At 64.7% G+C, this 22021-nt stretch carries 20 protein-coding genes and 1 pseudogene; 17 read left to right on the top strand and 4 right to left on the bottom strand.

The window, feature by feature from the left end; all coding sequences use genetic code 11:
- Positions 1-267: 267 nt before the first annotated feature.
- From ACVWZ5_RS14035 to ACVWZ5_RS14025, 3 genes are read left to right on the top strand one after another with little or no spacing between them, the layout of a single operon-like run.
- On the top strand, positions 268-927 hold the full coding sequence (locus ACVWZ5_RS14035) for a paraquat-inducible protein A (protein ID WP_062363899.1): 660 nt from the start codon (positions 268-270) through the stop codon (positions 925-927).
- Positions 914-1537, top strand: coding sequence for a paraquat-inducible protein A (locus ACVWZ5_RS14030; protein ID WP_028689909.1), 624 nt, complete (start codon positions 914-916; stop codon positions 1535-1537). The genes ACVWZ5_RS14035 and ACVWZ5_RS14030 overlap by 14 nt, the downstream gene beginning before the upstream one ends.
- Positions 1530-3830 carry a PqiB family protein gene (locus tag ACVWZ5_RS14025; protein WP_062575192.1) on the top strand — a complete coding sequence of 767 codons (2301 nt, stop codon included), beginning with the start codon at positions 1530-1532 and terminating at the stop codon, positions 3828-3830. The genes ACVWZ5_RS14030 and ACVWZ5_RS14025 overlap by 8 nt, the downstream gene beginning before the upstream one ends.
- Positions 3831-4039: 209 nt before the next feature.
- Here the strand turns inward: ACVWZ5_RS14025 and rpsT are convergent, their stop codons facing one another.
- Positions 4040-4318, bottom strand: coding sequence for a 30S ribosomal protein S20 (gene rpsT, locus ACVWZ5_RS14020; RefSeq protein WP_023533220.1), 279 nt, complete (start codon positions 4316-4318; stop codon positions 4040-4042).
- A gap of 250 nt (positions 4319-4568) precedes the next feature.
- On the opposite strand from rpsT, the gene murJ reads away from it, so the two are divergent.
- The 6 genes from murJ to ispH all read left to right on the top strand — a co-directional run bounded on the left by murJ (position 4569) and on the right by ispH (position 11901).
- Positions 4569-6107, top strand: a complete 1539-nt coding sequence (murJ, locus tag ACVWZ5_RS14015) for a murein biosynthesis integral membrane protein MurJ (RefSeq protein WP_062363901.1) — start codon at positions 4569-4571, stop codon at positions 6105-6107.
- Between the two features lie 118 nt (positions 6108-6225).
- Positions 6226-7176 (top strand): bifunctional riboflavin kinase/FAD synthetase, encoded by a 951-nt coding sequence (ribF, locus tag ACVWZ5_RS14010; RefSeq protein ID WP_062575191.1) that lies wholly within the window; start codon positions 6226-6228, stop codon positions 7174-7176.
- On the top strand, positions 7173-10004 hold the full coding sequence (ileS, locus tag ACVWZ5_RS14005) for an isoleucine--tRNA ligase (RefSeq protein WP_062575190.1): 2832 nt from the start codon (positions 7173-7175) through the stop codon (positions 10002-10004). Before ribF ends, ileS begins: the two co-directional genes overlap by 4 nt.
- Positions 9997-10512 (top strand): signal peptidase II, encoded by a 516-nt coding sequence (lspA, locus tag ACVWZ5_RS14000; protein ID WP_028689904.1) that lies wholly within the window; start codon positions 9997-9999, stop codon positions 10510-10512. The genes ileS and lspA overlap by 8 nt, the downstream gene beginning before the upstream one ends.
- Positions 10505-10942, top strand: coding sequence for an FKBP-type peptidyl-prolyl cis-trans isomerase (fkpB, locus tag ACVWZ5_RS13995; RefSeq protein WP_062575189.1), 438 nt, complete (start codon positions 10505-10507; stop codon positions 10940-10942). Before lspA ends, fkpB begins: the two co-directional genes overlap by 8 nt.
- Before the next feature lie 14 nt (positions 10943-10956).
- On the top strand, positions 10957-11901 hold the full coding sequence (ispH, locus tag ACVWZ5_RS13990; protein ID WP_457340689.1) for a 4-hydroxy-3-methylbut-2-enyl diphosphate reductase: 945 nt from the start codon (positions 10957-10959) through the stop codon (positions 11899-11901).
- A 1-nt stretch (position 11902) separates the two neighbouring features.
- Here the strand turns inward: ispH and ACVWZ5_RS13985 are convergent, their stop codons facing one another.
- On the bottom strand, positions 11903-12334 hold the full coding sequence (locus ACVWZ5_RS13985; RefSeq protein ID WP_230962617.1) for a GspH/FimT family protein: 432 nt from the start codon (positions 12332-12334) through the stop codon (positions 11903-11905).
- 155 nt (positions 12335-12489) lie between these two features.
- On the opposite strand from ACVWZ5_RS13985, the pseudogene ACVWZ5_RS13980 reads away from it, so the two are divergent.
- From ACVWZ5_RS13980 to thiO, 5 genes and pseudogenes are all read left to right on the top strand, one after another.
- Positions 12490-12666: pseudogene (locus ACVWZ5_RS13980) on the top strand (pilus assembly protein PilV); the annotation flags it as partial.
- A gap of 179 nt (positions 12667-12845) precedes the next feature.
- Complete coding sequence (locus ACVWZ5_RS13975) at positions 12846-13493, top strand: PilW family protein (protein ID WP_186600748.1); 648 nt, start codon at positions 12846-12848, stop codon at positions 13491-13493.
- Entirely contained in the window at positions 13490-13960 is a 471-nt protein-coding gene (locus ACVWZ5_RS13970; RefSeq protein ID WP_186600747.1) for a hypothetical protein, read from the top strand. The genes ACVWZ5_RS13975 and ACVWZ5_RS13970 overlap by 4 nt, the downstream gene beginning before the upstream one ends.
- A 1-nt stretch (position 13961) precedes the next feature.
- Positions 13962-14354: a type IV pilin protein gene (locus ACVWZ5_RS13965; RefSeq protein WP_028689898.1), complete on the top strand. Its 393-nt coding sequence runs from the start codon at positions 13962-13964 to the stop codon at positions 14352-14354.
- Positions 14355-14407: 53 nt separating this feature from the next.
- Positions 14408-15505 carry a glycine oxidase ThiO gene (gene thiO, locus ACVWZ5_RS13960; protein WP_446846870.1) on the top strand — a complete coding sequence of 366 codons (1098 nt, stop codon included), beginning with the start codon at positions 14408-14410 and terminating at the stop codon, positions 15503-15505.
- A 145-nt stretch (positions 15506-15650) separates the two neighbouring features.
- Here thiO and ACVWZ5_RS13955 read toward each other — a convergent pair whose 3' ends face one another.
- A complete protein-coding gene (locus tag ACVWZ5_RS13955; protein WP_028689896.1) occupies positions 15651-15881 on the bottom strand; it encodes a PP0621 family protein in 231 nt (76 codons plus the stop codon).
- A 94-nt stretch (positions 15882-15975) separates the two neighbouring features.
- Complete coding sequence (locus ACVWZ5_RS13950) at positions 15976-16995, bottom strand: outer membrane protein assembly factor BamD (RefSeq protein ID WP_028689895.1); 1020 nt, start codon at positions 16993-16995, stop codon at positions 15976-15978.
- Between the two features lie 149 nt (positions 16996-17144).
- Between ACVWZ5_RS13950 and rluD the strand changes: the two genes are divergently transcribed.
- The 3 genes from rluD to clpB all read left to right on the top strand — a co-directional run bounded on the left by rluD (position 17145) and on the right by clpB (position 21671).
- Entirely contained in the window at positions 17145-18107 is a 963-nt protein-coding gene (gene rluD, locus ACVWZ5_RS13945; RefSeq protein WP_028689894.1) for a 23S rRNA pseudouridine(1911/1915/1917) synthase RluD, read from the top strand.
- Complete coding sequence (pgeF, locus tag ACVWZ5_RS13940) at positions 18104-18844, top strand: peptidoglycan editing factor PgeF (RefSeq protein ID WP_186600745.1); 741 nt, start codon at positions 18104-18106, stop codon at positions 18842-18844. Before rluD ends, pgeF begins: the two co-directional genes overlap by 4 nt.
- Positions 18845-19106: 262 nt before the next feature.
- The gene (clpB, locus tag ACVWZ5_RS13935; RefSeq protein ID WP_069016171.1) at positions 19107-21671 is read left to right on the top strand and encodes an ATP-dependent chaperone ClpB; all 2565 of its coding nucleotides are present in this window, start codon (positions 19107-19109) and stop codon (positions 21669-21671) included.
- Positions 21672-22021: the final 350 nt, after the last annotated feature.

Below are 22021 nucleotides of genomic sequence, written 5' to 3'. Positions count from 1 at the left end.
GTGTGGGGCTTCCCCATGTGAGAGTAGGTCATCGTCAAGATTCATTTCGCAAAACCCCTATCTGCGCGAGCAGGTAGGGGTTTTGTCTTTTCCGCGGTTCTAAGCCAACGCCGCCTCTGTTGTGCAACACGCAGCGTGGGCGCGGGGGATCGTGTCGCCTGCGGAAAATGTGACCCGAACATCGATACAGTTCCTCATAATGGCCGTCTCCCACAATTCGAGTCGGAACACTAGAATAGAGCCGACGCATCCATTCAGAACCCCTTTATGCCCAACCCTGTCGATCCCGAAGCGCTCGCACAGCTGCCGCTGGACGAACTCGTGGCCTGCCACGAGTGCGACCTGTTGATGCGCAAGACCACGCTGCAGCATGACGAGAAGGCCTTGTGCCCGCGCTGCGGCTACGAGCTGTACGCTCATCGCCACAACCTGATCAACCGTAGCCTGGCCCTGGTCCTGACCGCGCTGCTGCTGTACGTGCCGGCCAATTTCCTGCCGATCATGCAATTGCACCTGCTCGGCCAGACCTCCGACGACACCGTCTGGAGCGGTGTATTAGGCCTATACAACTCAGAGATGCGCGGCATCGCCGTGGTGGTGTTCCTGTGCAGCATGGCCATCCCTTTGCTCAAGCTGCTCTGCCAGCTGATGGTGCTGTTGAGCATCCGCCTGGATATTGGCCGCAGCTATGGCCTGCTGATCTATCGTATCTATCACCACCTGCGTGAATGGGGCATGCTCGAGGTCTACTTCATGGGCGTGCTGGTGGCCATCGTCAAGCTGGTCGACCTGGCCGAGCTGAGCATCGGCCTGGGCCTGTTCTGCTTCATCAGCCTGTTGCTGGTGCAGGTATGGCTCGAGGTGGTCATGTCGCCACACCAGATCTGGGTGGCCTTGTCGGGGGAGGATGTCCATGCGGGCGATTGATGCAGGCATCCTGGTCTGCAATGAATGTCACCAGTTGAACCGCCAGGAGCCGGACAGCACCTCGCAGGCCTGTACCCGCTGCGGCGCGGTGGTGCATGCCCGGCGGCCCAACAGCATCGTGCGCACCTGGGCGCTGCTGATAACGGCCATGGTGCTCTATATCCCGGCCAATGTGCTGCCGATCATGACCGTCAGCGCGCTCGGCCAGGGCAGCCCGGACACCATCATGTCCGGCGTCATCACCTTGATGAAGCATGGCATGCTACCGATCGCCGCGGTGGTGTTCATCGCCAGCATCCTGGTGCCGACCTTCAAGCTGGTCGGCATCGCCCTGCTGCTGTACTCGGTGCAGCGCCACCAGCCGCTCTCGGCACGCCAGCGTATCCTGATGTACCGCTTCATCGAATTCATCGGTCGCTGGTCGATGCTGGACATCTTCGTCATCGCCATCCTGGTCGCGGTGGTGAATTTCGGCCGCATAGCCAGTGTCGAAGCCAACCTGGGCGCCGTCGCCTTCGCCACCGTGGTGATCCTGACGATGCTCGCCGCTTTAACTTTCGATCCCCGACTGATCTGGGATAACACGGAGTCGGATGACGACCATGAGTGATTTGCCTACGGCTAAAACCCGGCCTGCTTCGAATTGGTCGGCCATCTGGATCCTGCCACTGATTGCCCTGGCGATCGGCGGCTGGCTGGCCTGGCAGGCCTATCGCGATGCTGGTATCGAGATCCAGGTGCGCTTCGAGAGTGGCGAGGGCATCGTCGCCAACAAGACCGAGGTCATCTACAAGGGCATGTCGGTGGGCAAGGTCACCGCCCTGGTGCTGGATGACAAGGGTGACAACCGTGGCGTTGTCGCCACCATCGAGATGCGCAAGGAAGCGGGCCCGCACCTGACCAAGGGCACGCGTTTCTGGCTGGTCAAGCCAAGTGTCAGCTTGGCGGGTATCTCGGGCCTGGAGACGTTGGTCTCGGGTAACTACATCGCCGTTGATCCTGGGGAGGGGGAGCCGACCAAGCGTTTCACCGCGCTCAAGGAAGCCCCGCCGTTGTCCGATTCCGAGCCGGGCCTGCACCTCACCCTCAAGGCCGAGCGGCTGGGCTCGCTCAATCGTGACAGTCCGGTGTTCTACAAACAGATCCAGGTGGGTCGGGTGAAGAGCTATCGCCTGTCCGAGGACCAGGGCACGGTGGAGATCAAGGTGTTCATTGCGCCCGCTTACGCCAGCCTGGTACGTAAACACACGCGGTTCTGGAACGCCAGCGGGGTCAGCATCGACGCTGACCTGTCCGGCGTGAAGGTGCGCACCGAATCGCTCTCGAGCATCGTTGCCGGCGGCATCGCCTTTGCCACGCCAGAGAACCGCAAGGACAGCCCGCCCACCGACCCAAGCCTGCCGTTCCGTCTTTACGAAGACTTCGATGCCGCCCAGGCCGGTATCCGGGTCAAGGTCAAGCTGAGCGATTTCGAGGGGTTGCAGAAGGGCCGTACACCGGTGCTGTACAAAGGTATCCAGGTGGGATCGCTGAAGGAACTGAAAGTCGAAGGCGACCTCTCCACGGCCATGGCCGAGCTGACCATGGATCCCCTGGCCGAGGACTACCTGGTTGAAGGCACTCAGTTCTGGGTGGTCAAGCCGTCCATCTCCCTGGCCGGCATCACCGGTCTCGAGGCCTTGGTGAAGGGCAACTACATTGCCGTGCGCCCGGGTGAGCTAGGTGCCAAGCCGCTGCGCGAATTCGAGGCGCGTCCCAAGGCGCCGCCGCTGGACCTGAAGGCGCCGGGCCTGCACATGGTGCTGTTCGCCGACACCCTGGGTTCGCTTGAGGTGGGCAGCCCGGTGATGTATCGCCAGGTGCGGGTGGGAAGCGTGCAGAGTTACCAGTTCGCTCGCAACAGCAAACGCATCCTGATCGGCGTCCATATTGAGAAGGAGTACGCCAACCTGGTAAACGGCTCCACGCGCTTCTGGAATGCCAGCGGCATCACCCTGACCGGCGGGCTGTCGGGCATCCAGGTCAAGAGCGAGTCGCTGCAGACGCTGATGGCTGGTGGTATCGCCTTCGATACGCCGAAACCGGATGTGCCGCTCAAGCGCCGTATTCCGCGTTTCCGCCTGCACGAGAGTCAGGATGCGGCCAACCGTGCCGGTACCTTGATCACTATCCGTGTCGACCGTGCCGAAGGCCTGAAGCCGGGCACGCCGATCCGTTTCCGGGGCCTGGATGTGGGCAGTGTCGAGAGCGTCGACCTGACCGCTGATCTGCAGGCCGTGGTGCTGCGTGCACGGATCACCCAAGCGGCCGAGCGTATCGCCCGTGCCGGCACCCAGTTCTGGGTGGTCAAGCCGGCCTTGGGCCTGGTGCGTACCCAGAACCTCGACACCTTGATCGGCGGCCAATATTTGGAAGTGCTGCCGGCGCTCAAGGACAAGGGACCGCAGCGTGACTTCATCGCCCTGAGTGATGCGCCGGAGGTGAAAGGCGAGGAGGTCGGCCTGCCGCTGACCCTGAGCGCGGCACGCCGCGGCTCGATCAAGCCGGGTGTGCCGGTGACCTATCGAGAGGTCACGGTGGGCAAGGTCACCGGCTTCGAGTTGGGCCAGACCGCCGACCGTGTGCTTATCCACATCCTGATCGAACCGCGTTACGCCGGGCTGGTTCGTGGCGGCAGCCGTTTCTGGAACAGCAGCGGGTTCGGCTTCGACTGGGGGCTGTTCAAGGGCGCCACGGTGCGCACCGAGTCGGTGGAGACCCTGATCGAGGGCGGTATTGCCTTCGCCACGCCGGACGGCGAACAGATGGGTAACCCGGCGCGGCCGCAGCAGACCTTCGCCTTGTTCGACAAGGCCGAGGATGCTTGGCTGGAGTGGGCGCCGAAGATTCAGATTGGTAAGTGATCGAACAGTTGACCTGGTACCTGTAGGAGCGGCCTTGTGTCGCGAAAGGGCTGCACAGCAGCCCCAGGATTTCAGTGCAGATGCATAATCGCCGGGGCCGCTTTGCGGCCCTTTCGCGACGCAACGCCGCTCTTACAGATAGAGGGGGCGAGAAATCACAGGTATAAAAAAACCGACCCTAGGGTCGGTTTTTTCGACAAGAACGTCGCTTAGGCAGCTGCAGCTTCTTTCAGCGCCTTGATGTGGCCATTCAGACGGCCTTTGTGGCGAGCAGCTTTGTTCTTGTGGATGATACCTTTGTCGGCCATACGGTCGATTACAGGTACAGCCAGAACGTAAGCGGCTTGCGCTTTTTCGGCGTCTTTTGCGTCGATGGCTTTGACTACATTCTTGATGTAGGTGCGGACCATGGAACGCAGGCTGGCGTTGTGGCTGCGACGCTTCTCAGCCTGTTTTGCACGTTTCTTGGCGGAAGGTGAGTTGGCCACCGTCGAGCTCCTCGAAAGACTTTAGGTAAATAGCAAACAAAATAGGCCGCGAATCATGCCGATGAGTCGAGCGGATGTCAAGGCCACCTGCAGGGTTCCGCCGAGTGGTGAGCCAGCAGGAGGGAAATATTCCTTTCTGCCGCACGACCTGTAAACTCGGGAATTTTTGGCTCCCCTGCGAAGGCGCGGGAGTATCGCACATTCGGACGCTGTCTGGCAGCGCCCTCTGTCCCTGGCGTGAAATTTTTCGATGAACCTGCTCAAATCCCTGGCCGCGGTCAGCTCCATCACCATGATTTCCCGGGTGCTCGGTTTCGTGCGCGATACCATCCTGGCGCGGGTGTTCGGCGCCGGTATCGCCACCGACGCCTTCTTCATCGCCTTCAAACTGCCCAACCTGTTGCGGCGGATCTTCGCCGAGGGGGCCTTCTCCCAGGCCTTCGTGCCGATCCTGGCCGAATACAAGACCCAGCAGGGCGAGGAGGCCACCCGTACCTTCATTGCCTACGTGAGCGGCCTGCTGACCCTGGTCCTGGCCCTGGTCACGGTGATCGGCATCCTTGCTGCGCCGTGGGTGGTCTGGGCCACCGCGCCGGGCTTCGTCGACAGCGCGCAAAAGTACGAGCTGACCACCGCGCTGTTGCGGGTGACGTTTCCTTATATATTGCTGATTTCGTTGTCGTCGCTGGTCGGCGCGATCCTCAATACCTGGAACCGCTTCAGTGTGCCGGCGTTCACGCCCACGCTGCTCAATGTGGCGATGATCGCCTTTGCCGTGCTGCTGACGCCGTACTTCGACCCGCCGATCATGGCCTTGGGCTGGGGCGTGCTGGCCGGTGGCCTGGCGCAGCTTTTGTACCAGCTGCCAGCGCTGAGGAAGATCGGCATGCTCGTGCTGCCACGCCTGAACCTGCGCGACAGCGGCGTGTGGCGCGTGCTCAAGCAGATGCTGCCGGCCATCCTCGGGGTGTCGGTGAGCCAGATTTCGCTGATCATCAACACCATCTTCGCCTCGTTCCTGGTGGCAGGCTCGGTGTCATGGATGTACTACGCCGACCGTCTGATGGAGCTGCCGTCCGGTGTGCTCGGCGTGGCCCTGGGCACCATCCTGCTGCCGACCCTGGCCAAGACCTATGCCAACAAGGATCGCGAGGAGTACTCGCGGATCCTCGACTGGGGCCTGCGCCTGTGCTTCCTGCTGGTGCTGCCCTGCACCCTGGCCCTGGCCATCCTTGCCGAGCCGCTGACCGTGGCGTTGTTCCAGTACGGCAAGTTCACCGCCTTCGACGCTGCCATGACCCAGCGCGCGCTCATCGCCTATTCGGTGGGCTTGCTGGCGATCATCCTGGTCAAGGTGCTGGCACCTGGCTTCTATGCGCAGCAGAATATCCGCACGCCGGTGAAGATCGCGGTCTTCACCCTGGTCTGCACCCAACTGTTCAACCTGGCCCTGGTCGGCCCCCTGGCCCATGCCGGGCTGGCCCTGGCCATCAGCCTGGGCGCGTGCCTGAACGCCGGCCTGCTGTTCTGGAAACTGCGCAGCCAGCAGCTGTTCCAACCGCAGCCGGGCTGGATGGCGTTCCTGCTCAAACTGGTGCTGGCCGTGACCCTGATGTCGGGCGTGCTGCTGCTGGGCATGCACTACCTGCCGGCCTGGGAGCAGGGCAACATGCTCGCGCGCTTTCTGCGCCTTGGCGGCCTGATCGCGGCGGGTGTGGTGACTTACTTCGGCTGCCTGTACCTGTGTGGTTTCCGTCCACGGCATTTCGCCCGCAAGGCGTTGCACTGAGGCGCGCAAGGGGTCAGGCGTCGGTTTTTCGCATTCCACGCCCCCTGGGGGCGCTGCTGCCTGTCACCAGCGCCCGGGTGTGGTTATAATCGGCCACTTTATGAGCAAGAAGCGCGTTATGCAGCTGGTTCGAGGTCTTCACAACCTGCGCCCCGAGCACCGGGGCTGTGTCGCCACCATTGGCAACTTCGACGGGGTCCACCGCGGCCACCAGGCGATCCTCGCACGCCTGCGCGAACGCGGCCAGGAGCTGGGCCTGCCCACCTGCGTGGTGATCTTCGAGCCGCAGCCGCGCGAGTACTTCGCCCCGCAGAGCGCCCCGGCGCGCCTGGCCCGTCTGCGCGACAAGGTCGAGCTGCTGGCCGGCGAGGGCATCGACCGGGTCCTGTGCCTGTCGTTCAACCAGCGCCTGAGCCAGCTCAGCGCCGAGCAGTTCGTCAAGGCGGTGCTGGTCGATGGCCTGGGTGTGCGCCATCTCGAAGTGGGCGACGACTTCCGCTTCGGCTGCGACCGCGCCGGCGATTTCGCCTTCCTCACCGAGGCCGGCAAACGCCACGGCTTCACCGTCGAGGCGGCCAACACCGTGATCCAGGACGGCCTGCGGGTCAGCAGCACCGAAGTGCGCAAGGCCCTGGCCGAAGGCGACTTCGAGCTGGCCGAGCACCTGCTGGGCCGTCCGTACCGCATCACCGGGCGCGTGCTGCATGGCCAGAAGCTGGCCCGCCAGCTCGGCACCCCCACCGCCAACATCCAGCTCAAGCGCCGTCGCGTGCCGCTGTCCGGGGTCTACCTGGCCAGCATCGAAATCGACGGCAAGGCCTGGCCGGGTGTCGGCAATATCGGAGTGCGCCCCACCGTCGCCGGTGACGGGCGTCCTCACCTGGAGATTCATCTCCTGGACTACGCCGGCGACCTGTATGGCCGGCGCCTGACGGTGGAATTCCACCACAAGCTGCGTGAAGAGCAGCGTTTCGCCTCCCTGGAGGCGCTGAAGTCGGCGATCGACGCGGACATCGCCGCCGCACGTGCCCACTGGCACGCTCAACCGCTAACGAAGAGCCTGAAATGACCGACTACAAAGCCACGCTTAACCTTCCGGACACCGCCTTCCCCATGAAGGCCGGCCTGCCTCAGCGCGAACCGCAGATCCTGCAGCGCTGGGACAGTATTGGCCTGTACGGTAAGCTGCGCGAGATTGGCAAGGATCGTCCGAAGTTCGTCCTGCACGACGGCCCGCCCTATGCCAACGGCAAGATCCACATCGGTCATGCGCTGAACAAGATTCTCAAGGACATGATTGTCCGCTCCAAGACCCTGGCCGGTTTCGACGCGCCGTATGTGCCGGGCTGGGACTGCCACGGCCTGCCGATCGAGCACAAGGTCGAAGTCACCCATGGCAAGCACCTGACTGCCGACCGTACCCGCGAACTGTGCCGCGAGTACGCCGCCGAGCAGATCGAAGGGCAGAAGACCGAGTTCATCCGCCTGGGCGTGCTGGGCGACTGGGACAACCCGTACAAGACCATGAACTTCGCCAACGAGGCCGGTGAGATCCGCGCCCTGGCCGAGATGGTCAAGCAAGGCTTCGTGTTCAAGGGCCTCAAGCCTGTGAACTGGTGCTTCGATTGCGGCTCCGCCCTGGCTGAAGCCGAGGTCGAGTACGCCGACAAGAAATCCCAGACCATCGACGTCGCCTTCCCGGTGGCCGATGCCGACAAGCTGGCCGCCGCCTTCGGCCTGGGTGCGCTGGCCAAGCCAGCCGCCATCGTGATCTGGACCACCACCCCGTGGACCATCCCGGCCAACCAGGCGCTGAACATCCACCCGGACTTCAAGTACGCCCTGGTCGATACCGGCGAGCGCCTGCTGGTGCTGGCCGAAGAGCTGGTCGAGTCGTGCCTCAAGCGCTACAACCTGGAAGGCTCGATCATCGCCACCGCTCCAGGCTCGGCCCTGGAACTGATCAACTTCCGCCACCCGTTCTACGACCGCCTGTCGCCGATCTACCTGGCCGACTACGTCGAGCTGGGCGCCGGTACCGGCGTGGTGCACTCCTCGCCAGCCTACGGTGAAGACGACTTCGTCACCTGCAAGCGCTATGGCATGGTCAACGACGACATCCTCACCCCGGTGCAGAGCAACGGCGTGTATGTCGAGTCGCTGCCGTTCTTCGGCGGCCAGTTCATCTGGAAGGCCAACCCGGCCATTGTTGAAAAGCTCAGTGAAGTCGGTGCGCTGATGCACACCGAGACCATCAGCCACAGCTACATGCACTGCTGGCGCCACAAGACCCCGCTGATCTACCGCGCCACCGCGCAGTGGTTTGTCGGCATGGACAAGCAGCCAAGCACCGGCGAGCCGCTGCGCGAGCGCGCGCTCAAGGCCATCGAAGAGACCAAGTTCGTCCCGGCCTGGGGCCAGGCGCGCCTGCACTCGATGATCGCCAACCGCCCGGACTGGTGCATCTCGCGTCAGCGCAACTGGGGCGTGCCGATCCCGTTCTTCCTCGACAAGCAGACCGGCGAGCTGCACCCGCGCACCGTCGAGCTGATGGAAGCCGTGGCCCAGCGCGTCGAAAAAGAAGGCATCGAGGCCTGGTTCAAGCTGGATGCTGCCGAGCTGCTCGGTGACGAGGCCGGCCAGTACGACAAGATCACCGACACCCTCGATGTGTGGTTCGACTCCGGTACCACCCACTGGCACGTGCTGCGCGGCTCCCACGACATCGGCCACGCCACCGGCCCGCGCGCCGACCTGTACCTGGAAGGCTCCGACCAGCACCGTGGCTGGTTCCACTCCTCGTTGCTGACCGGTTGCGCCATCGACGGCCACGCGCCGTACCGCGAGCTGCTGACCCACGGCTTCACCGTGGACGAGAACGGCCGCAAGATGTCCAAGTCGCTGGGCAACACCATCGAGCCGCAGAAGGTCAACGACACCCTGGGTGCCGACATCCTGCGCCTGTGGGTCTCGGCCACCGACTACTCCGGCGAGATGGCGGTTTCCGAGCAGATCCTGCAGCGCAGCGCCGATGCCTATCGCCGCATCCGCAATACCGCGCGCTTCCTGCTTTCCAACCTGTCCGGCTTCGACCCGGCCCGCGACCTGCTGCCGGCCGAAGACATGCTGGCCCTGGACCGTTGGGCGGTCGACCGCACCCTGCTGCTGCAGCGCGAGCTGGAAGAGCACTACAGCGAGTACCGTTTCTGGAACGTCTACTCGAAGATCCACAACTTCTGCGTGCAGGAGCTGGGCGGCTTCTACCTCGACATCATCAAGGACCGCCAGTACACCACCGGCGCCAACAGTGTTGCCCGCCGCTCGTGCCAGACCGCGCTGTACCACATCAGCGAGGCGCTGGTGCGCTGGATCGCGCCGATCCTGGCGTTCACCGCCGACGAGATCTGGCAGTACCTGCCGGGCGAGCGCAACGAGTCGGTGATGCTCAACACCTGGTACCAGGGCCTGGCCGAGCTGCCGGCCGACGCCGAGCTGGACCGTGCCTACTGGGATCGCGTGATGGCCGTTAAAGCCGCGGTCAACAAGGAGCTGGAGAACCAGCGTACCGCCAAGGTCATCGGCGGCAACCTGCAGGCCGAAGTCACCCTGTTCGCCGAAGAGGGCCTGACCGCCGACCTGAGCAAGCTCGGCGACGAGCTGCGCTTCGTGCTGATCACCTCGGCCGCCAGCGTGGTGCCGTTCGTCCAGGCGCCGGCCGATGCCGTGACAACCGAAGTCGAAGGCCTCAAGCTGAAAGTGGTCAAGTCCGGCCATGCCAAGTGCGGCCGTTGCTGGCACTTCCGCGCCGATGTGGGCAGCCACCCGGAGCATCCGGAGATCTGCGCCCGTTGCGTCGACAACCTGAGCGGTTCGGGTGAGGTGCGCCACTATGCCTAATGCTCCTGCAGGGCGCTTCGGGCGCCTTGCCTGGCTCTGGCTGAGCCTGGTGGTCCTGGTCCTTGACCAGGCCACCAAGCTGTACTTCGACAACGCGCTGACCATGTACCAGCAGATCGTGGTCATTCCCGACTACTTCAGCTGGACCCTGGCCTACAACACCGGCGCCGCGTTCAGCTTCCTGGCCGACAGCTCCGGCTGGCAGCGCTGGCTGTTCGCGTTGATTGCCGTGGTGGTCAGTGCCGTGCTGGTGGTCTGGCTCAAGCGCCTGGGGCGCAACGAGACCTGGCTGGCCGTGGCCCTGGCCCTGGTGCTGGGCGGCGCGCTGGGCAACCTGTACGACCGCGTCGTGCTGGGCCATGTGGTCGACTTCATCCTGGTGCACTGGCAGAACCGCTACTACTTCCCGGCCTTCAACCTGGCCGACAGCGCGATCACCGTGGGCGCGGTGATGCTGGCGCTGGACATGTTCAAGAGCAAGAAGTCCGAGGAAGCCGTCCATGACTGAGACCCGCATTGGCCAGAACACCGAAGTCACCCTGCACTTCGCGCTGCACCTGGAAAACGGCGACACCGTCGACAGCACCTTCGACAAGGCCCCGGCCGTGTTCAAGGTCGGCGACGGCAACCTGCTGCCGGGTTTCGAGAATGCGCTGTTCGGCTTCAAGGCCGGCGACCAGCGCAAGCTGACCATCGCCCCTGAGAACGCTTTCGGCCAGCACAACCCGCAGAACGTGCAGGTGATGCCGCGCTCGCAGTTCGAAGGCATGGAGCTGTCCGAAGGGCTGCTGGTGATCTTCAACGACGCCGCCAACACCGAGCTTCCAGGCGTGGTCAAGGCGTTCGACGACAACCAGGTGACCATCGATTTCAACCATCCACTGGCTGGCAAGACCCTGAGCTTCGAGGTGCAGATCCTCGACGTGAAGGCCGTGTGAGCCTGGAGCCGAGCATGCAAATCAAACTCGCCAACCCGCGCGGCTTCTGCGCGGGGGTAGACCGGGCGATCGAGATCGTCAACCGCGCCCTGGAAGTCTTCGGCCCGCCGATCTACGTGCGCCACGAAGTGGTGCACAACAAGTTCGTGGTCGAGGACCTGCGCAACCGTGGCGCGATCTTCGTCGAAGAGCTGGACCAGGTGCCGGACGACGTCATCGTCATCTTCAGTGCCCACGGCGTTTCCCAGGCCGTGCGCCAGGAAGCCGCCGGCCGTGGCCTGAAGGTGTTCGACGCCACCTGCCCGCTGGTGACCAAGGTGCATATCGAGGTTGCCAAGTACAGCCGCGATGGCCGTGAGACCATTCTCATCGGCCACGAGGGGCACCCGGAAGTCGAAGGCACCATGGGCCAGTACGACGCCAGCAACGGCGGTGCCATCTACCTCGTCGAGGACGAGGACGATGTCGCCAGGCTGCAGGTGCGCAACCCTGACCACCTGGCCTTCGTCACCCAGACTACCCTGTCGATGGATGACACCAGCCGGGTGATCGACGCCCTGCGCGAACGCTTCCCGAACATCGGCGGCCCGCGCAAGGACGATATCTGCTACGCCACCCAGAACCGCCAGGATGCCGTCAAGCAACTGGCCGACGAGTGCGACGTGGTATTGGTGGTCGGCAGCCCCAACAGCTCCAACTCCAACCGCCTGCGCGAGCTGGCCGAGCGCATGAGCACACCGGCCTACCTGATCGACGGCGCCGAGGACCTGCAACGCAGCTGGTTCGACGGGGCCGAGCGCATCGGCATCACCGCCGGTGCCTCGGCGCCCGAGGTGCTGGTGCGTGGCGTGATCGACCAGCTCAAGGACTGGGGCGCGACCGGCGCCGAAGAGCTCGATGGGCGCGAGGAGAACATCACCTTCTCCATGCCCAAGGAGCTGCGGGTTCGCTCGATCTGAGTCAGTCCGGTGCACAGCGGCGGCCCTCGTCGCTGCGCAGGCTGACCCGGCCACTGGGGCTGAGCACCACCTGATGACGGCTGTCGAGGGTGGTGAGCGGGCAGATGTCCAGCGTGGTGCCGACGAAGCCCACCCCCAGCGGCGCCCCCCGGGCGCTGAACCTCACGACCCGGTCCGAGGTCGTGGCAATTCTCAGCGGCCTGTGCAGTCGATGCGTCTGCAACAGCTCGCCATCCTGTTCCAGCATGACCCGCCAACCCTTGCCCCAATCCTCCTCCAGCGGCCTGACCAGCACGGCCTGGTGCCTTAGCGCCGCCTGATTGCGGGCGCCGCGCAGGGCCTGTGCCAGCTCCCTGGCCACGGCACCGACGTAAAGCTCATCGCTTAACTTGCTGTAGGCCGATATGCCCTGGTGTGTCAGAAGGCTCAGCACGCCTAGTGCGCACATCATTTGTATCAGTGTTACGCCTTGTTGCCCCACGCTGCATTCCTCCCTGGAAGTGCTTCTCTGTAGCTTCCAGGACGCCCGGCAAGGGCGCCAGTCGGCCGGTTCGGGTTGCGGCCTAGGAAAGATCCCAGGAGGGTGTTATGGGGGCGAGGGAAGGGGGCATGACACTGCTGGAGGTGCTGCTGGCGGTTACGGTGCTGACGCTGGGGCTGTTCGCATCGGCGGCCTTGCAGTTGCGCGGGCTGCAGGCGGTCGAGGGGGCGCGGCGGGAAGCGCAGGCGTTACAACTGGCCCAGGGCATGTTGGAGCGCGTCAGGGCTGCCGGGGCGATCGAGGCGGGCGAGGAAGCGGCCTGGCAGTCGCGCCTGATCCAGGTGCTCGGTGGTGCGGCGCAGGGGCGCATGAACCTGGCCGGGGGCGTGCTGGTGCTGGACGTCGATTGGCCGGGCATGGGAGGGGACCGGCAGTCGCTGAGCGTGCAGGGCAGGGTGCTGCCATGAGGCGTCGGCAGACGGGGCTGGGCCTGGTCGAGGCACTGCTGGCCCTGGCACTGGGCCTGATGCTGCTGGTGGCCGCCGGCCAGGTGTTCGTCTCGGCGTATCAGGCCTGGCGACTGCAGGGCGCCGCGGCGCGCCTGCAGGATGACGCGCGCCTGGCCTTGCAGAGAATGGCCGAGGATATCCGCCAGGCGGGGATGTTCGGTTGTCTGCGTCTTGAAACCGAGGACTTCGCCGATCCTGGCGCGGCCCAGGCCTTCGCGTCACCCATAGAGGTCACCGGCGAGAGCCTGACCCTGGTCGGCGCTGAGTTGCCCGGGTTGCTCGGCAGCCCGGACTGGACCGTGCTCAGCGATTGCCGCAGTTGGGCGCGGGTGCAGCCCGGGCAGCACGTCGGGGACGGCGAGTTGCTGGCCCTGCCGGTGCGTCGGGTAACCTACCGGGTGCGCAATGGCAGCCTGATGCTCACCAGCAATGCGCAGCATGCCAGCCTCATCGACCAGGTGCGGGCGCTGGAGGTCAGCCGTGTCGAGGCGGGAGCGGGCGAGCGGCTGGATATCCGCCTGACCTTGCATGACCGGCAGCACGGGCTTGAACAGCACCATTCACTGAGCGTGGCCTTGCGCAACCCGGGAGCCGGGTCGTGACGGGCCAGCGCGGTATCGTCCTGTTGCTGGCGTTGATCCTGAGCCTGCTGTTCGGCCTGCTGGCAACCCTGGCCCTGCGCGAGGCGATTTTGCAGCAACGTCAGGCTGGCGATCAGCAGGCCGGCGCGCGGGCCTTCGAGCAGGCAGAGGCGGCCTTGATCGAGGGCGCAGAATTGCTTGCCGGTAGCATCCCGCCCCGATGCCAGGCCTGTCCGCCACCCAGTCCACCTGATACGCAGCCTTCTCCACCCTGGCTGGCGACCCGCAGTGGCTTCGTTTACCTGCAAACCCTGGGAGACAGCCTGCGTGTCGCGGGTCAGCCCGTCGGGGACAGGCTGACGCTGGTCCGGGTGACGGCGGTGGGCCTTCAAGCCCGCGGGCGGCAACTGCTGGAGGCGGTCTATGCCATCGACGGTGACGGCGCGGTGAAACGGATCAGCTGGCGCCAGCGCCTGGGGGAGGGCTGAGATGCAGCGCGGCCTTGGTCTGATCGAATTATTGATTGTCGTGGCGCTGATCGGCATGCTGGCAGCCATTGCCTACCCCAGCTACAGCGACCAGTTGCGCCGCGCCGCACGAAGCGAAGCGGTCGGCCTGCTGCAGGACGCGGCATTGCGCCTGGAGCAGCACCGCGCACGCGTGGGCGGTTATGCCGACAACGAGCAGCTGAGCACCGTGTTGCCCGCGGGCACGCGCTACTACCGCCTGCAGGCCTGGCGCGACACTGACCGTTTCAGCTTGCGCGCCAGCCGCACACCCGAAGCCTTCATGGCGGATGACCGCTGCGGCGACTTCCTGCTCGACCAGGCGGGCGTGCGCGATAACACGGGCGCGGGCGACCAGGCGTGCTGGGGAAGCTGAAGATCATGAGGTGCCCTGGCACCGTGGAATTACTTCAGGTGTTGGATCGAACCATGAGCAAGCAAGTAGTGATTGTCGGCGGCGGTGTCATCGGCCTGCTGACCGCGTTCAACCTGGCGGCGGATGTTGATCGGGTGGTGGTGTGCGACCAGGGCGAGGTGGGTCGGGAGTCGTCCTGGGCCGGTGGCGGGATCGTCTCGCCGCTGTACCCGTGGCGCTACAGCCCGGCGGTGACCGCCCTGGCGCACTGGTCGCAGGATTTTTATCCCCAGCTGGGCGAGCGTCTGTTCGCCAGCACCGGGGTCGACCCCGAGGTGCACACCACCGGCCTGTACTGGCTGGATCTGGAAGACGAAGCCGAGGCCCTGGCCTGGGCCGCTCGCGAGCATCGCCCGCTCAGTGCGGTGGATATCTCGGCGGCCTATGACGCCGTGCCGGTGCTCGGTCCGGGTTACCGCCATGCCATCTACATGGCGGGCGTGGCCAACGTGCGCAACCCGCGGTTGGTGAAGTCGCTGAAGGCCGCGCTGCAGGCGCTGGCGAACGTGACCCTGCGCGAGCATTGCCAGGTCAGCGGTTTCGTCCAAGACGGTGGCCGCATTACTGGTGTGCAGACCGAGGACGGTGTGATCGCCGCCGACGATGTGGTGCTCAGCGCCGGAGCCTGGAGCGGCGACCTGCTGCAGACCCTCGGGCTCACGCTGCCGGTGGAGCCGGTGAAGGGGCAGATGATCCTGTTCAAGTGCGCCGAGGACTTCTTGCCGAGCATGGTCCTGGCCAAGGGGCGCTATGCGATCCCGCGTCGTGACGGGCATATCCTGGTGGGCAGTACCCTGGAGCATGCCGGCTACGACAAGACCCCGACCGGTGATGCGTTGGCGAGCCTGAAGGCCTCGGCGGTGGAGTTGCTGCCGGCGCTGGCGGATGCCGAGGTGGTGGGGCACTGGGCGGGCCTGCGCCCAGGGTCGCCGGAAGGCATCCCGTACATCGGCGCGGTGCCGGGGCATGAGGGGCTTTGGCTGAACTGTGGGCATTACCGCAACGGGCTGGTGCTGGCGCCGGCGTCGTGCCAGCTGTTCGGTGATTTGCTGCTGGGGCGCGAGCCGATCATCGATCCGGCGCCGTATGCGCCTGGGGGGCGGTTGGGCTGAGCGCATCGTCACTGTAGGAGCGGCCTTGTGTCGCGAAAGGGCTGCGTAGCGGCCCCAGGATTTCAGCGTTGACGCAAAGATCGTCGGGGCCGCCTTGCGGCCCTTTCGCGACACAAGGCCGCTCCTACAGAGGGCGCGCAGGCTGTCAGCGTTGCTGGCCAGGCCCCTGCTCCAGATGCTGCTGGCTGCAATACCACTCCTGGCCCCGCGATAACGCCCGGTCATTGGGCAGGTGAACGCCGCAATGGGCGCAGCGCACCATCTTCAGCGGATCCTGCAGGCGCGGCTCGGCAGGTGATTGCTGACTGGTCTTGAACTTGCGCCACAGCCAGAACGCGGCGGCGATCAGGGCGATCCAGAAGAGTAGGCGAACCATGGTGTCCAGCTTGTCGAGAAAAGAAGCCGACAGTCTAGGACGCAGGCATGAAAAAAGGGAGGCCTCGGGCCTCCCTTTCTTTGCGCGCGTGGTATCAGTCGAACAGACCGAAGGTCATGTAGCTGAACCAGGAACGGTCTTTCTCGGCTTCCTTCGGACCTTCCGGCAGGATCGGGTCGCCGTTCTCGTCCTTGGGCAGCAGCTCTTCGGGCATTTCCGAGCGAGCATCCTGGAACTGCTTGACCACGTCCTGGTTGGCGCGGGTCTCGCCCGGTGGCAGCGGCGCCTGGGTGTCGATCAGGCCCAGGGTGGCCTTGGACAGCCACGAGCGGTTGCCGTTTTCGTCCACCTTGGTGACGAACTGGCCATCGACCAGGCTCGGGTGGTCCGGGTAGTTGAGCTTGAGGGTCTCGAGGCTGGTGGCCGCCAGCTCGTCCAGGTGCATGCGCTGGTACGACTCGACCATCACAGCCAGGCCATCACCCACCGACGGGGTTTCCTGGAAGTTCTCCACCACGTAGCGGCCACGGTTGGCGGCGGCGACATAGGCCTCGCGGCTCAGGTAGTAGTTGGCCACGTGGATTTCGTAGGAGGCCAGCAGGTTGCGCAGGTAGATCATGCGCTGCTTGGCGTCCGGGGCGTAGCGGCTGTTGGGGAAGCGGCTGGTCAGCTGGGCGAACTCGTTGTACGAGTCGCGGGCGGCGCCCGGGTCACGCTTGGTCATGTCCAGCGGCAGGAAGCGCGCCAGCAGGCCACGGTCCTGGTCGAACGAGGTCAGGCCCTTGAGGTAGTAGGCGTAGTCGACGTTCGGGTGCTGCGGGTGCAGGCGGATGAAGCGCTCGGCGGCGGATTTGGCGGCCTCGGGCTCGGAGTTCTTGTAGTTGGCGTAGATCAGCTCGAGCTGGGCCTGGTCGGCGTAGCGGCCGAACGGGTAGCGCGATTCCAGGGCCTTGAGCTTGTTCACGGCGCTGGTGTAGCTGGAGTTGTCCAGGTCGGCCTGCGCCTGCTGGTACAGCTCGGCCTCGCTGAGGTTCTCGTCAATGACTTCCTTGTTCGAGGAACAGGCAGCGGTGAGCCCGAGGATGGCGATCAGCAGCAGGTGTTTCACTTGCATGGCGGCTTGCGTCCCTTTGACGGCCGCTGTCTTGGGCGGTGCCGTCCTGTTATGATGAGCGCCCCCGGCCAAACCCCGGGGCAAAAGAAGCCGTATTTAACCACAAGCGCGCAGCCGAAACCAAAGGCTGAACGCCCGTCGATTCGAGCATGTCCGAGATCATTCAACTTAGCGCAGAGGTCCCGTCCGAACTGGGCGGCCAACGCCTCGACCAGGTCGCCGCCCAATTGTTCGCCGAGTACTCGCGTTCGCGCCTGTCCTCGTGGATCAAGGATGGCCGCCTGACCGTCGATGGCGCGGTGCTGCGACCGCGCGACACCGTCCACACCGGCTCCATCCTGGCCCTCGAAGCCGAGCAGGAGGCCCAGGGCGAATGGGTGGCTCAGGACATCGAGCTGGACATCGTCTACGAGGACGACCAGATCCTGGTGATCAACAAGCCGGCCGGGCTGGTGGTCCACCCGGCGGCCGGTCACCCCGACGGCACCTTGCTCAACGCCCTGCTGCACCATGTCCCGGACATCGTCAACGTGCCGCGCGCCGGCATCGTGCACCGCCTGGACAAGGACACCACCGGCCTGATGGTGGTGGCCAAGACCCTGCAGGCGCAGACCAACCTCGTCGACCAGCTGCAAAAGCGTTCGGTCAGCCGTATCTACGAGTGCATCGTGGTCGGCGTGGTGATCGCCGGCGGCAAGATCGACGCGCCGATCGGCCGTCACGGCGGCGAGCGCCAGCGCATGGCGGTGACCGAGGGCGGCAAGCCGGCCGTCAGTCACTACCGCGTGCTCAAGCGCTTCCGTTCGCACACCCATGTGCGGGTCAAGCTGGAAACCGGCCGCACCCACCAGATCCGTGTGCACATGGCCCATGTCGGCTATCCGCTGGTCGGTGACCAGACCTACGGTGCACGCTTCCGCATCCCACCGGCCGCCAGCGTGGCCATGGTCGAGGCGGTCAAGCACTTCCCGCGTCAGGCCCTGCACGCGCGTTTCCTGGCGCTGGACCACCCGACCACGGGTGAGCGCATGGAATGGAAGTCGGAGTTGCCGGACGACTTCCAGTGGCTGCTGTCGCTGCTTGACCAGGACCGCGAGAGCTTCATCGGATGAGTGGCCTGGCGCAGTCGCTGATCCTCCCCGACTGGCCGGCCCCGGCCTCGGTTCGCGCCTGTGTCACCACCCGCGAGGGCGGCGTCAGCCTGCCGCCCTACGCCTCCTTCAATCTCGGTGACCACGTGGGCGATGACCCGCAGGCGGTCGCCGAGAACCGTCGTCGCCTGAGTGACGAATTCGCCATCCAGCCCGCCTGGCTCAAGCAGGTGCATGGGCTGGTGGTGGCCGACGCCAACCCCGCCGTGGTTGCCGAAGCCGATGCCAGCTGGACCGACCAGCCGGGCATCGCTTGCACTGTGATGACTGCCGATTGCCTGCCTGCACTGTTCTGCGACCGCGCCGGTACCCGAGTGGCGGCTGCCCATGCCGGCTGGCGCGGGCTGGCCGGTGGCGTGCTGGAGGCCACCCTCGACCGCCTGGCGCTGGCGCCTGAAGAGGTATTGGTGTGGCTGGGGCCCGCCATCGGGCCGCAGGCGTTCGAGGTGGGGCTGGAAGTGCGCGATGCCTTCACTGCCGTGCATCCCGAGGCGGCTGAGGCGTTTGTCGAGGGCGAGCGTCCGGGCAAGCTGATGGCCGATATCTACCAGCTGGCGCGGATCCGCCTGGCGGCGCGTGGCGTTACCGCCGTTTATGGTGGCGGGTTCTGCACGGTCAGCGACTCGCGTTTCTTCTCTTATCGCCGCACCCCGCAGGGTGGACGCTTTGCTTCGCTGGTCTGGTTGCAGCCGGGCTGACCTTACCCAGCCCACGCGGACATCGCGTGGGAGCGGGCTTGCCCCGCGATAGCGCAGGCCCTGCCATCTCCATCTCATCTGCTGGCGCCATCGCGGGGCAAGCCCGCTCCCATGTTGCCTGACGTTACTGGTGCTGACCTCTGTCAACCCCGCTACGCTTGAATCTTCCAGAATCACCCTTATGTATTGGTCATCTCAGGCAGGTTCTTCATTACAGGTGCTGTCCATCGCTCCGCCTGCCCTTTAAAGGAAGGTATCCCCCATGCGAATAGACCGACTGACCAGCAAGCTGCAACTGGCATTATCCGACTCCCAATCCCTGGCCGTGGGCATGGACCACCCGGCCATCGAGCCCCTGCACCTGATGCAGGCGCTGATCGACCAGCAGGGCGGCTCGATCAAGCCGCTGCTGATGCAGGTCGGCTTTGACATCAACAGCCTGCGCAAGGCGTTGACCAAGGAGCTCGACCAACTGCCGAAAATCCAGAACCCCACGGGCGATGTGAACATGTCCCAGGACCTGGCACGCCTGCTCAACCAGGCCGACCGCCTGGCCCAGCAGAAGGGTGACCAGTTCATCTCCAGCGAGCTGGTGCTGCTCGCCGCCATGGACGAGAACAGCAAGGTCGGCAAGCTGCTGCTCGGCCAGGGCGTGAGCAAGAAGGCCCTGGAGAACGCCATCAACAACCTGCGCGGCGGCGCGGCGGTGAACGACGCCAATGCCGAGGAATCGCGCCAGGCCCTGGACAAGTACACTGTCGACCTCACCAAGCGCGCCGAAGAGGGCAAGCTGGACCCGGTGATCGGCCGTGACGACGAGATCCGCCGCACCATCCAGGTGCTTCAACGCCGCACCAAGAACAACCCGGTGCTGATCGGCGAACCCGGCGTGGGCAAGACCGCCATCGCCGAGGGCCTGGCCCAGCGCATCATCAACGGCGAGGTGCCCGATGGCCTGAAAGGCAAGCGCCTGCTGGCCCTGGACATGGGCGCGCTGATTGCTGGCGCCAAGTACCGCGGCGAGTTCGAAGAGCGCCTCAAAGGCCTGCTCAACGAACTGAGCAAGCAGGAAGGCCAGATCATCCTGTTCATCGACGAGCTGCACACCATGGTCGGTGCCGGTAAAGGCGAAGGCGCCATGGATGCCGGCAACATGCTCAAGCCGGCCCTGGCTCGCGGCGAGCTGCATTGCGTCGGTGCCACCACGCTCAACGAGTACCGCCAGTTCATCGAGAAGGACGCCGCCCTCGAGCGCCGTTTCCAGAAGGTGCTGGTCGAGGAGCCGAGCGAGGAAGACACCATCGCCATCCTGCGCGGCCTGAAAGAACGCTATGAAGTGCACCACAAGGTGGCCATCACCGACGGCGCGATCATCGCCGCGGCCAAGCTCAGCCACCGCTACATCACCGACCGCCAGCTGCCGGACAAGGCCATCGACCTGATCGACGAAGCGGCCAGCCGCATCCGCATGGAGATCGACTCCAAGCCGGAAGTGCTCGACCGCCTCGACCGTCGCTTGATCCAACTGAAGGTGGAATCCCAGGCGCTGAAGAAAGAAGAGGACGAAGCGGCGAAGAAACGCCTGGAGAAGCTGACCGAGGAAATCGACCGCCTGGAGCGCGAGTACGCCGACCTCGAAGAGATCTGGGCCTCGGAAAAAGCCGAGGTGCAGGGCTCGGCGCAGATCCAGCAGAAGATCGAGCAGTCGCGCCAGGAACTGGAAGCCGCGCGCCGCAAGGGCGACCTCAGCCGCATGGCCGAGCTGCAGTACGGGGTGATCCCGGACCTGGAGCGTAGCCTGCAGATGGTCGACCAGCACGGCAAGACCGACAACCAGCTGCTGCGCAACAAGGTGACCGAGGAAGAAATCGCCGAAGTGGTGTCCAAGTGGACCGGCATCCCGGTGGCCAAGATGCTCGAAGGCGAGCGCGAGAAGCTGCTGAAGATGGAAAGCCTGCTGCATGAGCGGGTGATCGGCCAGGACGAGGCGGTGACCGCCGTGGCCAACGCCGTGCGCCGTTCCCGCGCCGGGCTGTCCGATCCGAACCGCCCCAGCGGCTCGTTCCTGTTCCTCGGGCCCACCGGCGTGGGCAAGACCGAGCTGTGCAAGGCGCTGGCCGAGTTCCTGTTCGACACCGAAGAGGCCATGGTGCGCATCGACATGTCCGAGTTCATGGAGAAACACTCGGTGGCTCGCCTAATCGGCGCACCGCCAGGCTACGTGGGTTATGAAGAGGGCGGCTACCTGACCGAGGCCGTGCGTCGCAAGCCGTACTCGGTGGTGCTGCTCGACGAAGTGGAGAAGGCCCACCCGGATGTGTTCAACGTGTTGCTACAGGTGCTTGAAGACGGCCGCTTGACCGACAGCCATGGCCGCACCGTGGACTTCCGCAACACGGTGATCGTGATGACCTCCAACCTGGGCTCGGCGCAGATCCAGGAACTGGCCGGTGATCGCGAAGCGCAGCGCGCGGCGGTGATGGACGCGGTGGGTTCGCACTTCCGTCCGGAGTTCATCAACCGCATCGACGAAGTGGTGGTGTTCGAGCCCCTGGGCCGCGAGCAGATCGCCGGTATCACCGAGATCCAGCTCGGCCGCCTGCGTGGCCGCCTGGCCGAGCGCGAGCTGTCGCTGAGCCTGAGCCCGGAGGCATTGGACAAGCTGATCGCCGTCGGTTACGACCCGGTGTATGGCGCACGGCCGCTCAAGCGTGCGATCCAGCGCTGGATCGAGAACCCGCTGGCGCAGTTGATCCTGTCTGGCGAGTTCTTGCCGGGTGCGGCGATCACCGCGAAGGTGCAGGGCGAGGAAATCGTCTTCGCCTGATCACGGCAGTAGTTGAAGAGCCCCGCGAAAGCGGGGCTTTTTTATGTTGGCTTTCCCGACGCCATAGCGGGCTTGCCCCGCGATAAGGCCAGTGCAGGCGCCGCAAACCCCTGATTTTCCGGCTTCCTACCTAACTTGCTGAAAATTTTGAAAAAAGTGCTTGCACAAAAATCAGAGTGCCCCTAATATTCGCCCCGCTGTCAGGCACTGAGCGAATCACCAGCAACATCGGAGATCGCAAAACAACTTACAAATCAGTAAGTTGAACGAAAAAAAGTGGTTGACAAGCAAAACGAAGAATGTAGAATAGCCGGCCTCAGCAGCGACAACGCGAAAGCGAAGCAGCTAAA

The organism is Pseudomonas sp. TE6283, from assembly GCF_054060555.1.
This window is presented reverse-complemented; position numbering and strand designations above follow the sequence as displayed.

Bases quoted from the DNA above. Each gene is read 5' to 3' on its own strand.
- ACVWZ5_RS13955 (WP_028689896.1), bottom strand. From the start codon at position 15,881: ATGGTTCGCCTACTCTTCTGGATCGCCCTGATCGCCGCCGCGTTCTGG.
- lspA (WP_028689904.1), top strand. From the start codon at position 9,997: ATGCCTAATGCTCCTGCAGGGCGCTTCGGGCGCCTTGCCTGGCTCTGG.
- ribF (WP_062575191.1), top strand. From the start codon at position 6,226: ATGCAGCTGGTTCGAGGTCTTCACAACCTGCGCCCCGAGCACCGGGGC.
- ACVWZ5_RS13950 (WP_028689895.1), bottom strand. From the start codon at position 16,995: ATGCAAGTGAAACACCTGCTGCTGATCGCCATCCTCGGGCTCACCGCT.
- ACVWZ5_RS14030 (WP_028689909.1), top strand. From the start codon at position 914: ATGCGGGCGATTGATGCAGGCATCCTGGTCTGCAATGAATGTCACCAG.
- clpB (WP_069016171.1), top strand. From the start codon at position 19,107: ATGCGAATAGACCGACTGACCAGCAAGCTGCAACTGGCATTATCCGAC.
- rluD (WP_028689894.1), top strand. From the start codon at position 17,145: ATGTCCGAGATCATTCAACTTAGCGCAGAGGTCCCGTCCGAACTGGGC.
- ispH (WP_457340689.1), top strand. From the start codon at position 10,957: ATGCAAATCAAACTCGCCAACCCGCGCGGCTTCTGCGCGGGGGTAGAC.
- ACVWZ5_RS14035 (WP_062363899.1), top strand. From the start codon at position 268: ATGCCCAACCCTGTCGATCCCGAAGCGCTCGCACAGCTGCCGCTGGAC.
- thiO (WP_446846870.1), top strand. From the start codon at position 14,408: ATGAGCAAGCAAGTAGTGATTGTCGGCGGCGGTGTCATCGGCCTGCTG.
- murJ (WP_062363901.1), top strand. From the start codon at position 4,569: ATGAACCTGCTCAAATCCCTGGCCGCGGTCAGCTCCATCACCATGATT.
- pgeF (WP_186600745.1), top strand. From the start codon at position 18,104: ATGAGTGGCCTGGCGCAGTCGCTGATCCTCCCCGACTGGCCGGCCCCG.
- ACVWZ5_RS14025 (WP_062575192.1), top strand. From the start codon at position 1,530: ATGAGTGATTTGCCTACGGCTAAAACCCGGCCTGCTTCGAATTGGTCG.
- ACVWZ5_RS13965 (WP_028689898.1), top strand. From the start codon at position 13,962: ATGCAGCGCGGCCTTGGTCTGATCGAATTATTGATTGTCGTGGCGCTG.
- ACVWZ5_RS13975 (WP_186600748.1), top strand. From the start codon at position 12,846: ATGAGGCGTCGGCAGACGGGGCTGGGCCTGGTCGAGGCACTGCTGGCC.
- fkpB (WP_062575189.1), top strand. From the start codon at position 10,505: ATGACTGAGACCCGCATTGGCCAGAACACCGAAGTCACCCTGCACTTC.
- ileS (WP_062575190.1), top strand. From the start codon at position 7,173: ATGACCGACTACAAAGCCACGCTTAACCTTCCGGACACCGCCTTCCCC.